Origin of the sequence: Pseudomonas sp. TWP3-1, assembly GCF_049896625.1 — a bacterium.
Lineage (GTDB): Bacteria > Pseudomonadota > Gammaproteobacteria > Pseudomonadales > Pseudomonadaceae > Aquipseudomonas.
Genome location: NZ_JAFCUQ010000006.1, coordinates 23,653 through 36,914, shown reverse-complemented (window position 1 = coordinate 36,914; position 13,262 = coordinate 23,653). Strand labels below are relative to the sequence as shown.

The window sequence follows — 13,262 nt, the reverse complement described above, 5'->3', positions numbered from 1 at the left end:
CAGAGACTGCCCCCCCATGAGCGAACCGATTCGTCTGACCCAGTACAGCCACGGCGCCGGTTGCGGCTGCAAGATTTCGCCGCAGGTGCTGGAGGTGATTCTGGCTGGCAGCGGGGCGCAGAATCTTGATCCGAAACTGTGGGTGGGCAATGCCTCGCGTGATGATGCGGCGGTGTATGAGATCGATGCCGAACGCGGTGTGGTGTCGACCACTGACTTTTTCATGCCGATTGTCGACGATCCGTACGATTTCGGCCGGATCGCCGCGACCAATGCGATCAGCGACATCTACGCCATGGGCGGTGATCCGTTGATGGCGATTGCCATACTCGGTTGGCCAGTGAATGTGCTGGCGCCGGAAGTGGCGCGCGAAGTGATTCGCGGCGGGCGCGCGGTGTGTGACGAAGCGGGAATTACCTTGGCCGGCGGGCACTCGATCGATGCGCCGGAGCCGATTTTCGGGCTGGCGGTGACCGGGCTGGTGGAAAAACGCCACATGAAGCGCAACGACACCGCCACCGCCGGTTGCCTGCTGTACCTGACCAAGCCGCTGGGCATCGGCATCCTCACCACCGCCGAGAAGAAGGGCAAGTTGCGTCCGTCCGACATCGGCGTAGCCCGCGACTGGATGTGTACGCTGAACAAACCCGGCAGCCGTTTCGGCAAACTTGCCGGCGTCACGGCGATGACCGACGTCACCGGTTTCGGCTTGCTCGGGCATCTGGTGGAAATGGCCGATGGCAGCAAGCTCACCGCGCGCATTACTTATGAGCGCGTGCCGCGTTTGGCCAGCATCGAGTACTACCTCGATCAGGGTTGCGTGCCCGGTGGCACCTTGCGCAACTTCGACAGCTATTCAAGCAAGGTCGGCCGCGTGCAGGAGCTGCACAAACGCGTGCTGTGCGACCCGCAAACCAGTGGTGGCCTGTTGATTGCCGTGACTCCCGAGGGCGATGCCGAATTCCTCGCGGTCGCCGCCGAACTCGGTTTGAAACTTGAGCCAATCGGCGAACTGGTTGAGCGACAGAGCAACGCGGTCGAGGTGATTTAATGTCCGTCGACTGCACGGATTACCGCGACATTTTCCTCAACGACCGGCCGTTGATGGACGCACGCGCGCCGATCGAGTTTCACAAAGGTGCGTTCCCCGGCGTGGTCAATCTGCCGCTGATGAACGACAGCGAACGCCAGCGGATCGGCACTTGCTACAAACAGCACGGCCAGCAAGCAGCCATTGAGTTGGGCCATCAACTGGTGTCCGGCGCGGTCAAGGCTGAACGCATCCAGGCCTGGGCAGATTTTGCCCGGGCGCATCCGGATGGTTTGCTGTATTGCTTTCGCGGTGGTTTACGCTCGCAGATCACCCAGCAATGGCTGCGCGACGAGGCCGGCATTGATTACCCGCGCGTCGGCGGCGGCTACAAAGCCATGCGTACTTTCCTGATCGATACCCTTCAAGACGCGGTCGCTCAGTGTGATTTCGTGTTGCTCGGCGGCATGACCGGCACCGGCAAAACCGAGGCGCTGGTGCAATTGCGTAACGCTGTGGATCTGGAAGGACATGCCAATCACCGAGGCTCCAGTTTCGGCAAACGCGCCACGGGTCAGCCGTCTAACATCGACTTCGAAAACCGTCTGGCGATCGACTTCCTGAAGAAACGTGCCAGCGGCATCGAGCAGTTTGTGCTGGAAGACGAGAGCCGGGTGGTCGGCAGTTGTGCGTTGCCGTTGCCGCTGTATCAGGGCATGCAGCAATACCCGATGGTTTGGCTGGAAGACAGTTTTGCGGATCGGGTAGAGCGGATCCTGCGCGATTACGTGGTCGATCTGGCTGCCGAGTTCAGCGCGGTGCATGGCGAAGAAGGCTTTGTGCTGTTCTCGGAACGGCTGTTGGCGAGCCTGAACAATGTGCAGAAACGCCTGGGCGGCGAGCGCCATCGGCGGTTGTTGATTCTGATGGAAGATGCGCTGGCGGAGCAGGGGCGTAGCGGGGCGGTGGATCTGCATCGCAGCTGGATCGAGGGGTTGCTGCGCGAGTATTACGATCCGATGTATGCGTTTCAGCGGGAGAAGAAAGGCGGACGGATCGAGTTTGCGGGGGACCGGGGGGCGGTTATCGAATATTTGCGGGGGCGGGTGAGTCAGAGAGATTGATGCCGGTTTTGCTGGCCCCATCGCTGGCAAGCCAGCTCCCACAGGGGTCGTGCTCACACTCAAATCTACTGTGGGAGCTGGCTTGCCAGCGATGAGGCCATAACAGGCTGTACAAAGATCAGGTCGGGCAAGTTGTCTGGCCGTTATCCAGCCCCTGCTTGTAGCTGTGACTCTGCAAACTGGCCTTGCCGTTGTGCCAGGTCAATGTCAGCACATACAGCGAATCGTAGTCGCCCGACTCCCAGTCCTCGGTGATCTTCTGCTTGCCGCCCACCGCGTTGCCCGCGACCTTGTTGATCAGTTCCGGCAGATAGCCGTGCGACCAGGCCGTGTAGATGGTTGCGTTGTGGTACTTGTCGTCGGTCAATTCACGAGCGAGGTCGCTGGTGTCGTTGGCGGAAAACTCGATGTTCACCGGCAGCCCGAGTTTGATCGCGGCGGGGCTGATGGTCATCAGGGGGCGAATATAGCTGTAAGAATTGTCCAGCTCGCCTTCCTCGACATTGCGCGTTGGATTGGCGGCGAACACATAGTCGGCCTTGCCGAATTTTTCCGGCAACAGCGTCGACAGATCGATCGCACGGTTCAGACCTTGGCAGTTGAGCTGGCCCAGACCACCTTCCGGTTTCTCCGCATGACGCAGAAACACCAGCGTTTGCGTGCCGTCAGCGGTTTGCGCGCGGCTTTCGCTGGACTCGAGCGACAAACACAGCGCACTGGCCACCAACAGGGAGGGCAGGGCCACGTAGGCGCGATGTTTGAAGCGTTTGGCGACTTTCATCAAGTTCGTCATTGAATAGAAGTTCTTCAGCAGTTTCGGTTAAGGCTGACAAACCTTGACACCACGGGCTCCCAGCACCGGGTGTGTTCCTTGTCATGAAGCGCATCCTTTGAGTGCCCTGCGGCCCATTTGGTTCGATCCGGGTCGTGCGCGGCACTCTAGCGGCATCCGGGGATGTCTTGAACGCAGGATAGCGACAGGATGTTACGGTTCGTGTAAGCGCTGCCGCAGGCTGCGATCTTTTAAGCAGCCGCGAGGCGTCAAGATCAAAAGATCGCAGCCTGCGGCAGCTCCTACATTATGATCAGCACTCAATTTGTGACTGGATGCTTCCCATGACCGATCTGTCCGCGTTCCCGATCACCCAGAAGTGGCCGGCGCAGTACCCAGACTGGATTCAGCTGTACTCATTGCCGACCCCCAACGGCGTCAAAGTCTCGATCATGCTCGAAGAAATCGGCCTGCCCTACGAGGCGCACCGCGTGGGCTTCGACACTCAGGATCAGATGTCGCCGGAGTTTCTGTCGCTGAACCCGAACAACAAAATCCCGGCGATCCTCGATCCGCACGGGCCGGATGATCAGCCGCTGCCGTTGTTCGAATCCGGCGCGATTTTGATCTACCTCGCCGACAAAAGCGGCCAGTTACTGGCTCAGGAAGGCGCGTCCCGCTACGAAACCATTCAGTGGCTGATGTTCCAGATGGGCGGCATCGGCCCGATGTTCGGTCAGTTGGGTTTCTTCAATAAGTTCGCCGGCAAGGATTACGAAGACAAACGTCCGCGTGATCGCTACGTCGAGGAAAGCAAACGCCTGCTCGGCGTACTCGAAACCCGTCTTCAAGGTCGCGACTGGATCATGGGCGAGCGCTACACCATTGCCGACATCGCGACCTTTCCGTGGGTGCGTAATCTGATCGGTTTTTATGAAGCGGGTGACCTGGTCGGCATCAGCAATTTCCCGAACGTGACCCGGGTGCTCGAGCGCTTTGTCGCGCGCCCGGCGGTGATGCGTGGATTGACGATACCGTCATAACCCGCGCAATAAACGTGGGCGCGGAGGATTATTGCGTTGGCAGTAATGCACTATTGATTGATCCAGGTTTGTACCTGCGCGCCCGCAAGGCATAAGCTGCGCCCCCTACGACTTTCGTCTCATCCGCCGTTTTTCAGGAAGATCCATGTCCAGTCAGTTCCCCGAAGCACGTCCACGCCGTCTGCGCCGCAATGCGAGCCTGCGCAGCCTGTTCCAGGAAACCGAGTTTTCGCTCAACGATCTGGTGCTGCCGATTTTCGTCGAGGAAGAAATCGACGATTTCGTGCCGATCAACAGCATGCCCGGCGTGGTGCGCATTCCCGAGCGCAAACTGGCGGGCGAGATCGAGCGTTATGCCCGCGCCGGGATCAAGTCGGTGATGACCTTCGGCGTGTCGCATCATCTGGACGCCACTGGCAGCGATACCTGGCGCGAAAACGGTCTGGTGTCGCGCATGTCGCGCACCATCAAAGACGCAGTGCCGGAAATGATCGTGATGTCCGACACTTGCTTCTGCGAATACACCGATCACGGCCATTGCGGCGTGATGCACAACCATGAAGTCGACAACGACCAGACCCTGATCAACCTCGGCAAACAAGCGGTGGCAGCAGCGCGTGCCGGTGCCGATGTGATCGCGCCGTCGGCCGCGATGGATGGCCAGGTGCGGGCGATTCGCCGTGCGCTGGACGAGGCTGGTTTCACCCAGATTCCGATCATGGCCTATTCGACCAAATTCGCTTCGGCGTTGTACGGCCCGTTCCGTGAGGCCGGTGGCAGTGCGCTGAAAGGCGATCGCAAAAGCTATCAGATGAACCCGATGAACCGCCGCGAAGCGCTGCGTGAATCCTTGCTCGACGAGCAGGAAGGCGCGGATGCGCTGATGGTCAAACCGGCCGGCGCCTACCTCGACATCATCCGCGACATCCGCGAAGCGTCGAACCTGCCGCTGGCGGCGTATCAGGTCAGCGGCGAGTACGCGATGATCAAGTTCGGCGCGCAGGCCGGAGCGATTGATGAAGATCGCGTGGTGCGGGAAAGCCTTGGCGCGATCAAACGTGCGGGTGCGGATTTGATCTTCACCTACTTTGCGATGGATCTGGCGCTGGCCGGGATCTGATCAACACCGTGAAACCCTGTGGGAGCTGCGGTGCGACGATTCGACTTGCCAGCGATGGGGTCGGGACAGTCGATATCACCGTTGACTGAACCACCGCTATCGCTGGCAAGCCAGCTCCCACAGGTTTCGTGTTGTTTTTGAGTTATGGGCAAGTGAAGAAAGGTCTGATCCCGTGATCGCGAAAATAGCGCTCGATCACTTTCGGATCGGCGCTGTTATCGGCGATCGCCACATAGGTATCCGGGCGCAGCAGGTAAAAACCGTTGCGCCCCAGTCCTGCCGCTTCGAACGCCGGGCGCCAGTCGAACACATGCAGCGGTAGGTGATGTTCGTTGCACCAGGCGATCATTTCGTCGCTGGTGTCGCCGTACACATGCACCTGCCAGCACGGCTGGCGCAGCGGTTCGTAATTATCCCCCTCACCATCATGCGCCCACGGCAGACGGTCGCCACCGTGCACGTGGCCGGCCGAGCCTTCGCTCAGGGTCATCCCGCGATAGTTGACGGTGATCTGGGAAATGGTGCGGAACATAAACTCGCGGCTGCTCTCGAACGCGGCCATTTTCGGAATCAGAAACGGCGCCAATCGCGTGCGCAGCAAATCCGCCATACGCCCCTCGGCGGTGACGAAGCTGAACACTTTGTCGGTGGTCGACACCAGTCGCCGGGCGAAGGCGATGCGTTCCGGTTCGTAGCTGTCGAGCAGCGTCGGCGTGGCAGCGCCGCTGAGCACTGCCGCAAGTTTCCACGCCAGATTGATCGCATCGCCGATGCCGGTGTTCATGCCTTGGCCACCGGCGGGGCTGTGCACGTGCGCCGCGTCGCCGAGCAAGAACACGCGGCCGCTGCGAAAATGCTCGGCCACCCGGTGATGCACACGGTAAGTCGAGAACCAGTTGACGTCGTCGATGTGCACTTTCAAATGCTCGATGGCACGGCTGCTGACATCCGAGAACTCGAGGGTTTCGGCGCGTGCGGCGCGTTCATCGCGCACGGTGCCGATCAAGCGGGCGCGGCCTTCACCGGCCAGCGGGAACACTGCGAGAAAGTCCGCTTCGTCCAAGTCCAGATGCAGCTCGCCATTCAGCGCCGGGCCGCTGGCCTGCACATCGGCGACGTAGAAAATCTGCTGATAAGTGCCGCCGGGGAAACCGGTGTCCAGCGTTTTGCGCACGATCGAACGGGCGCCGTCGCAACCGGCGAGATAGCAGGCCTGACAGATTTCCTGCTCGCCATCGGCCAGGCGCAAATGCGCGGTGAGGCCGTCGCCGTGTTCCTCGAAACTCTCAAGCGTAGTGTTGCGCTCGACCGTCACGCCGTAGTCTTCGAGGCGCTCGATCAGCAGTTGCTCGTGCTGGTCCTGCGGGAAGATTTTCAGAAAGGCATAAGGCGTCAGACCTTCGCCGATGCGATCCAGCGGCAACCGCGCCATGGCTTTGCCTTTAACCCAGAAATTCGCCGCAGCAACGCGGTGGCCGTTGCGCACGATGGTCTCGGTCAGATCCAGTTGCCGGTACAACTCCAGTGTGCGCGCCTGCACTGCCAACGCCCGCGAAGTGGTGCCGGGCCTGGAGGTTTTATCGATGATGCGCACGCGGATCGCCAGTTTGCTCAGCCACAGGGCCAGCACCAGTCCGGTCGGGCCTGCGCCGATGATCAGTACGTCGCTGCGGTTCATGATGGCCACTTCCCGAGCGCAGGGCAGGGTGCAAAGGAGGAGCTTTAAGTGAAGTCCATCGCAGCCACTGACGCCAGTGCAGCATTGCTCAAAAGTCGGCGGACTTGATGAAGTCGATGAAGGCTTTCTGCCGCGATGTGTACTGATGCGCATGGGGCCAGAGCGCATGAATCGGTGTGGCATTGGTTGAGTGCGCCAGCAACATGGGGGTCAGCCGGCCGTCCGCCAGCGGTTTGCGGATCGAGATGTCCGGCAGGCAGGCGATGCCCAGCCCCTTGAGGGCAAAGTCGATGCGGGTATTGATGTCGTTGCAGACAATCGCGGTGGGCAAGTACAGCTCGCCACAATCATCGAGTGGCCACGGCTCGACCTTGCCGGAGTTGGGCGAGCGATAGTGCAGCAGTTTGTGCTCAAGCAATTGCTCCGGGCGGTCGGGCATGCCGTGCCGCTCGAGATAGGCAGGGGAGGCGACGATCAAGCGGCGAAAATGGCCCATCGGGTGCGCGCGCAAGTTGCTGTCAGCCACCTCGCCGACGCGGATGGCCGCGTCGAAACCCTCCTGAATGATGTCAACGTTGCGCTCGGCGTAGTCCAGTTCCAGTTCGATTTCGGGATAGCGCTCGTTGAAGCGCGCCAGATGATCGAGAAACACGTCACTGATCGGCGCCAGACTGATCTTCAGCCGGCCTCGGGGCAGGTCGGCGGCTCTGCTCAACTCGGTCTGGATTTCCTCGATTTCGTCGAGAATCCTCCGGCTGCGCTCCAGCAGTTTTTCACCTTCCGGCGTCAGCGCGATGCTCCGGGTGCTGCGCTGAAACAGCTGCACTCCGAGACTTTCTTCCAGCCGCGAAATGCGCTTACCGATGGCTGAGGCCGATACACCCATGGCTCTGCCTGCGGCGACAAAGCTGCGCAACTCGGCGACTTGTACAAACACGGAAAACGCGGCAACGGATTCGAGCATGACACTTCCTTGATTGCGGACATCGGTGGCCGCACAGACCGGAACGGTAACCTACTTTTTCCGCAATGCCTATGCCACTAACCTTCACAGCGCCTGCAATGTTGGTCGGTTACCCGACGACAAGACAGCGCATCAGGGAGGCTGTACCGCTCAGGGACGAGCCCGATTTTTTCCGGTTCAGGACGACAGGAGTCGCCATTTTGAAAGCATTTGTGACGGGCGTTACCGGCTACATCGGTGGGTCGATGGCCATGGCGTTGATCGACCGTGGATATGAGGTGACTGGCCTGGTGCGTTCGGCGCATCAGGCCAGCGCGGTGGGACGGCTGGGCATCATCCCGGTACTGGGAACGTTGTATGACACCGAAATCATCAAGAAACAGGCGCTGGCGGCGGATTTGATCGTCAACGCGGCCAATTCCGACAACGCCTACGTGGTTTCCACGCTGTTGCAGAGTCTGCGCGGCACCAGCAAGACCCTGATTCATTACAGCGGCACCAGCGTCATCGGTGACCGTGCCGAGGGCGCGGGTTCAGACCAGCAATGGACGGAGCAATCGCAACCGCGTCCACGTCTGGAAAAGGTCGGCCGGGTGGCTATCGATAACGCAATTCGCATGGCCGGTCAGCAGGGCCTGCGCACACTGGTGGTGTGCCCGACCATGGTGTTCGGTGAAGGACGCGGGCTGCACAAGGATTCGATTCAGATTCCGCTGTTGACGCGTCTGGCAATCGAACACGGGGTTGGCACCTACGTCGGCAGCGGTGAGAACCGCACAGCATTCGTGCACATCGATGACTTGGTCAGCTTGTCGCTGCTGATGCTTGATAAGGCTGAAAGCGGTGCGTATCTGTTCGCTGAAAACGGTGAAGTGTCAATGAAGGACCTGGCGCAAGCCATCAGCGAAAAGCTCGGTTTCGGCGGTCGTACGCAGTCGGTGTCGATGGAATACATCCTCAGTAAATGCTGCGCTCATGACCCGGAAGAAGCCGAATACGGTCTGGGCTCGAACATTCGCGTCTGCGGCCAGAAAGCCCGGGATTTTGGCTGGGAGCCACAACACTCGGACGTCCTTAAGTGGATCAGTGAAAGCAATAGCCTGGGGTTTTCGCAATGAGCGTCGCAATGAATGCAAATCTGCGCAATAAGGATGAACGCGTGATGAGCTGGCCGCTGTTCGCCCTGGCCATCGCTGCTTTTGCCATCGGTACCGCCGAATTCATCATCATGGGCCTGCTGCCGCAGGTGTCGGCAGATCTCGGGGTGTCGATTCCCTCCGCCGGCTATCTGGTATCGGGGTACGCCATGGGTGTCGTGGTAGGTGGCCCGCTGCTGGCGATGCTGGTCGGCAAGATGGAAGAAAAACGTGCGCTGTTGATCCTGATGGCGATCTTCACCATCGGCAACGTCGCCTGCATGATCGCGCCGGACTTCACCTCGTTGATTGTGGCGCGGGTATTTACCGCGTTCAGCCACGCCTCGTTCATCGGCATGGCAGCGGTGCTCGCATCGCGTATCGCCCCGCCGGGCAAGGAAGGTCGGGCGATGACGCTGATGTTCACTGGCATGACGCTGGCTAACGTGCTCGGTGTGCCGGTGGGCTCGCTGGTCGGTCAGGTCTACGGCTGGCGTACCACGTTTTTGGGTGTGGTCGCGCTCGGTCTGATTTCGCTGGTGATGGTCTGGTATCTGGTGCCTTCACGGGCGGGTGCCAACAAGCAACAGACGCGCGCCAATCTGCAAGGGATGAAACGCCCGATCATCTGGCTCGGCCTGATGACCAGCGTGATGGCGTCGGCCAGCATGTTCGCGTTCTTCACCTATATCGTGCCGATCCTGCAAGACGTTACCCATGTCGAACCGAAGTTTGCCAGTGTCGCGCTGCTGGTCTGCGGTGTTGGCATCACCATCGGCGGCTTGCTCGGTGGCCGTCTGGCCGACTGGAGCCTCACCCGCTCGCTGGTGCTGACCCTGCTGGCGCTGATTGTGGCGCTGGTCAGCTTCTACTGGACCAGTCACTCGGTTTATCCGGCCGTGATCAACATGGCGGTGTGGGGGTGTCTGTCGTTTTCGGTCGGTATGCTCCTGCAAGCGATGATCATCCGCGTGGCGGGCGAGTCTGCCAACTACGCGTCGACCTTGAACGTCGGTGCGTTCAACCTGGGTAATGCGATCGGTGCGTGGGTCGGTGGCCGAGTGATCGATGCCGGCATGCCGCTGAACTCGATCACCCTGGTGGCGGCGGGCATTTCCGTGGTCACGCTGGTGATGGTGCTGGGGATGTTCCTGAGCCGCGACCGCCGTTTGTTGAGCTATTCGTCAGCCACTGCCTGAGTCGCTGGAGCGCAGCGCAGGGTCATGTCTTTCTGCGAAACCTTGAATTTACGACGGCTGCGCCGCCGAGCGGGAGCAAGCTCCTTCGCCACAGGGGGGCTGTGGATGTCAGGGGAACGGGGTTGAGTCATTGCAGTCCTAGCCTGCGCCTGGCGATTGATCGTATGGTGACCCCGGCTTAACGGACTGGAAGACGCTTCATGCACACCCCTCGATTACTCATCAGCCTCGCCGCATTGCTGGTATTGGCCGGTTGCGCCGGTCAGCGCAGTGACGAACCGGCGCCGCGCCCGCCCGCCGAGGTTAAGGCGCAGATCGTCAAGCTGCTGCCGGCGAAAACCGTCGACCGTCAGGGCTGGGCCACCGACATTTACGCCGCGTTCGCCGCGCAGAACATCAGCCCGAGCACGCAGAATCTGTGCTCGGTACTCGCCGTCACCGAGCAGGAATCGACGTTTCAGGTCGATCCGCAGGTGCCCGGTCTGGGCAAGATTGCCCGTGAAGAAATCGACCGCCGCGCCGCTAAAGTGCACATCCCCAGCCTGCTGGTCAGCGGCGCGCTGCAAGTGCGCTCACCGAACGGCAAGAGCTACAGCGAACGCCTGAGCGCGGCGCGCAGCGAAAAAGAACTCAGCGCGATTTTCGATGACTTCATTGGCTCGGTACCGATGGGCCGCACGCTATTCAGCGGTTTCAACCCGGTGCACACCGGCGGGCCGATGCAGGTCAGCATCGAATTCGCCGAGCAGCACGCCAAGGATTATCCGTACCCGGTGGATGGCACGATTCGCCGCGAAGTGTTCAGCCGACGCGGTGGCATGTATTTCGGCATCGCGCATTTGCTCGGTTATCCGGTGAGCTATCGTGAGCCGCTGTATCGCTTCGCCGACTTCAACGCCGGTTGGTACGCCAGCCGCAATGCGGCGTTTCAGAATGCCGTCAGCCGCGCGTCGGGCATTCCACTGGCGCTGGATGGCGACTTGATTCGCTATGACGCGATCATGCCCGGCACCACCGAACTGGCGGTGCGCACCCTCGGCAAGTCATTGGGCATGCGCAATCCGCAGATTCGCGATCAACTGGAAAAGGGCAAGACGCTGGAATTCGAAGAAACCAGACTCTATCAACGGGTCTTTGAATTGGCGGAGAAGGCCGAAGGCAAAACCCTGCCCCGTGCAGTACTGCCGGGGATTGTGCTGCAAAGCCCGAAAATCACCCGCAAACTGACCACCGCGTGGTTCGCCAAACGCGTGGACGAGCGCTATCGGCGCTGCATGGCCAAGGGCTGACTCAAACCCAAGACATAAAAAAACCCGGCTGGGATGAGCCGGGTTCTTTCTGGGTTGCTGCGGTACAGCCATTCATTCAGACCGCGCGACGTTCGATCAGACGATCCGAACCACCTTCGGCAACGGTGTTGCCTTGCAGACGATCCGAGCCATCGGCAGCGACGGTGTTGCCTTGCAGGCGATCCGAGCCATCAGCGGCGACGGTGTTGCCTTGCAGGCGATCCGAGCCATCAGCGGCAACGGTGTTGCCTTGCAGGCGATCCGAGCCATCAGCGGCGACGGTGTTGCCTTGCAGACGATCCGAGCCATCAGCGGCGACGGTGTTGCCTTGCAGACGATCCGAGCCGTCGGCAGCAACGGTTTGGCCGTGCAGGCGATCCGAGCCATCGGCGGCGATCATGCTGTGAGTCGGGGCGGCAAAAGCGTTCAGTGCGAAAACCGAGAAAGCGATGCTGAGAAGGATTTGGCGTTTCATGATTGTTTGCTCCGGGGGTGTTTATTGGTTGGTATGGAGCAGATGTTACGCCCGGGATTTTTTATGAGAACTTCATTGACGTGATGGTGAACATCGACGCCGATGATGATTGCTCACAACACCTTAACCGCCCGCCCGATGGCCTGAATCGGCCCGGTCGGTTTGCCGATCGGCGAACCGTTGGCGCCTTCCAGCGTCAGCTCGAACAACTGGTTCGGTTGCAGCGGCGGCAACTTGTCCAGCGGCACCGACAGCGCTTGCCCCGGTTTCACCAGCCCGAGCGACACCGGCCCTTGCCAGCCATCGGCCTTGGTCCAGAATTCCAGTGCTTTATCCGCCGGCACTTCGACCACCCCCAGCGGAATCAACTGAATCTCACGCGAATTGCTCGCCTGAATCACCCAGCCCGGCGCCTTGTCCTGTGGCGCCACCAGCACCACCAGAAAACTCGGTTTCGGCGTCGTCTGCGTCAGCAGGATTGCGCCGAGCAGCAAAGTCGCCGCCAGTCCGGCAGCACTCAAACCGCGCCACAGCGGCAGCAGATTCCACCACGAAGTGTTCTCGGCCAGCGGCGCCTTGTGCGTCAGCCGTTCGACACTGCGTTCAATCCGCTGCCACAACTGCGCCGACGGCTGCTGCGCCGGGGCCAGATCAGTCAGCTCCAGCAGACGCCGCTCCCAGGCATCCACTGCCGCACGCAACTCGGGCTCATTGGGCAGGCGTTTTTGCACCTCTGCGCGTTGCTCGGCCGGCAGCGTGCCGAGCACATACTCGCTGGCCAGTTCATCACGATCCTGCGCCGATTCGATGGTCATCCCATGCACTCCCGCAACGCATTCAGGCTGCGTTTGATCCAGGCTTTGACGGTGCCCAGCGGCGTGTCGAGGCGTTGGGCGATCTGCCCGTGGCTGTAGCCGTCGACGTAGGCGTGCAGGATGCAGCGCCGGCGTTGCGGATCGAGTTGTTCCAGGCAGTGGTGGATGCGCGCCGAATGGGCTTGCGCGTCGAATGCATCGTCGATGTCCATGGCTTCATCATCGTCGAGCAGCGGCGTTTCGCGACTGTGATTGCGCAACACATTCAGCGCCAGATGCCGGGTCACGGTAAACATCCAGCCGCGTGCTGAACCTCTTGCCGGATCAAACCCCGCCGCGCCAGCCCAGATCTTGATAAATGCGTCATGCACGATGTCCTCGGCCAGCGCCGTGTCGCGCACCAGCCGCCGGGCCACGCCGAGCAGGCGCGGGCTCTCCTGCACATACAAATCGCGCAGGGCCTGACGCTCGCCACGCGCACAGGCGGCCAAACGGGCTTCGTAATCAAAAGCGGTTTCGGGTAAGGACATGTCCTGCAATCTAGCAAACATCGGCAAAACATCCAGACATCACAGTGCAACTATGGGAGCAGGTCTGCTCCCACAGCTCATTTTCGC

Annotated in this window: 13 protein-coding genes; 7 read left to right on the top strand and 6 right to left on the bottom strand. The window is 60.6% G+C overall.

Translation table 11 applies throughout. The features are described from left to right. The first annotated feature begins 16 nt into the window (after positions 1 to 16). Positions 17 to 1,051: a selenide, water dikinase SelD gene (gene selD / locus ACP7BN_RS10395; RefSeq protein ID WP_426203797.1), complete on the top strand. Its 1,035-nt coding sequence runs from the start codon at positions 17 to 19 to the stop codon at positions 1,049 to 1,051. Further along, the gene (mnmH, locus tag ACP7BN_RS10390; protein ID WP_426203796.1) at positions 1,051 to 2,154 is read left to right on the top strand and encodes a tRNA 2-selenouridine(34) synthase MnmH; all 1,104 of its coding nucleotides are present in this window, start codon (positions 1,051 to 1,053) and stop codon (positions 2,152 to 2,154) included. Before selD ends, mnmH begins: the two co-directional genes overlap by 1 nt. 118 nt (positions 2,155 to 2,272) lie before the next feature. Here the strand turns inward: mnmH and ACP7BN_RS10385 are convergent, their stop codons facing one another. Beyond that, positions 2,273 to 2,947 carry a histidine phosphatase family protein gene (locus ACP7BN_RS10385; protein WP_420650188.1) on the bottom strand — a complete coding sequence of 225 codons (675 nt, stop codon included), beginning with the start codon at positions 2,945 to 2,947 and terminating at the stop codon, positions 2,273 to 2,275. 323 nt (positions 2,948 to 3,270) lie between these two features. On the opposite strand from ACP7BN_RS10385, the gene ACP7BN_RS10380 reads away from it, so the two are divergent. Both ACP7BN_RS10380 and hemB read left to right on the top strand, forming a co-directional pair. Beyond that, positions 3,271 to 3,969 carry a glutathione binding-like protein gene (locus ACP7BN_RS10380; protein WP_426203795.1) on the top strand — a complete coding sequence of 233 codons (699 nt, stop codon included), beginning with the start codon at positions 3,271 to 3,273 and terminating at the stop codon, positions 3,967 to 3,969. Between the two features lie 145 nt (positions 3,970 to 4,114). Then, entirely contained in the window at positions 4,115 to 5,089 is a 975-nt protein-coding gene (gene hemB / locus ACP7BN_RS10375; protein WP_426203793.1) for a porphobilinogen synthase, read from the top strand. Between the two features lie 142 nt (positions 5,090 to 5,231). Here the strand turns inward: hemB and ACP7BN_RS10370 are convergent, their stop codons facing one another. Together ACP7BN_RS10370 and ACP7BN_RS10365 are read right to left on the bottom strand one after the other, a co-directional pair. After that, complete coding sequence (locus ACP7BN_RS10370) at positions 5,232 to 6,767, bottom strand: FAD-dependent monooxygenase (RefSeq protein WP_426203792.1); 1,536 nt, start codon at positions 6,765 to 6,767, stop codon at positions 5,232 to 5,234. Between the two features lie 88 nt (positions 6,768 to 6,855). After that, complete coding sequence (locus ACP7BN_RS10365; protein WP_426203791.1) at positions 6,856 to 7,731, bottom strand: LysR substrate-binding domain-containing protein; 876 nt, start codon at positions 7,729 to 7,731, stop codon at positions 6,856 to 6,858. A gap of 200 nt (positions 7,732 to 7,931) precedes the next feature. Between ACP7BN_RS10365 and ACP7BN_RS10360 the strand changes: the two genes are divergently transcribed. From ACP7BN_RS10360 to ACP7BN_RS10350, 3 genes are all read left to right on the top strand, one after another. Beyond that, positions 7,932 to 8,849, top strand: a complete 918-nt coding sequence (locus tag ACP7BN_RS10360; RefSeq protein WP_426203790.1) for an NAD-dependent epimerase/dehydratase family protein — start codon at positions 7,932 to 7,934, stop codon at positions 8,847 to 8,849. Between the two features lie 8 nt (positions 8,850 to 8,857). Beyond that, positions 8,858 to 10,066, top strand: a complete 1,209-nt coding sequence (locus ACP7BN_RS10355) for an MFS transporter (RefSeq protein WP_426203788.1) — start codon at positions 8,858 to 8,860, stop codon at positions 10,064 to 10,066. A 200-nt stretch (positions 10,067 to 10,266) separates the two neighbouring features. Beyond that, positions 10,267 to 11,355, top strand: a complete 1,089-nt coding sequence (locus tag ACP7BN_RS10350) for a DUF1615 domain-containing protein (protein WP_426203787.1) — start codon at positions 10,267 to 10,269, stop codon at positions 11,353 to 11,355. Positions 11,356 to 11,431: 76 nt separating this feature from the next. Here the strand turns inward: ACP7BN_RS10350 and ACP7BN_RS10345 are convergent, their stop codons facing one another. The 3 genes from ACP7BN_RS10345 to ACP7BN_RS10335 all read right to left on the bottom strand — a co-directional run bounded on the left by ACP7BN_RS10345 (position 11,432) and on the right by ACP7BN_RS10335 (position 13,175). Beyond that, entirely contained in the window at positions 11,432 to 11,830 is a 399-nt protein-coding gene (locus ACP7BN_RS10345; RefSeq protein ID WP_426203786.1) for a hypothetical protein, read from the bottom strand. Positions 11,831 to 11,943: 113 nt separating this feature from the next. Beyond that, positions 11,944 to 12,645 (bottom strand): anti-sigma factor, encoded by a 702-nt coding sequence (locus ACP7BN_RS10340; RefSeq protein ID WP_426203785.1) that lies wholly within the window; start codon positions 12,643 to 12,645, stop codon positions 11,944 to 11,946. Beyond that, positions 12,642 to 13,175: a sigma-70 family RNA polymerase sigma factor gene (locus tag ACP7BN_RS10335; RefSeq protein ID WP_426203784.1), complete on the bottom strand. Its 534-nt coding sequence runs from the start codon at positions 13,173 to 13,175 to the stop codon at positions 12,642 to 12,644. Before ACP7BN_RS10335 ends, ACP7BN_RS10340 begins: the two co-directional genes overlap by 4 nt. Between the last annotated feature and the right edge of the window lie 87 nt (positions 13,176 to 13,262).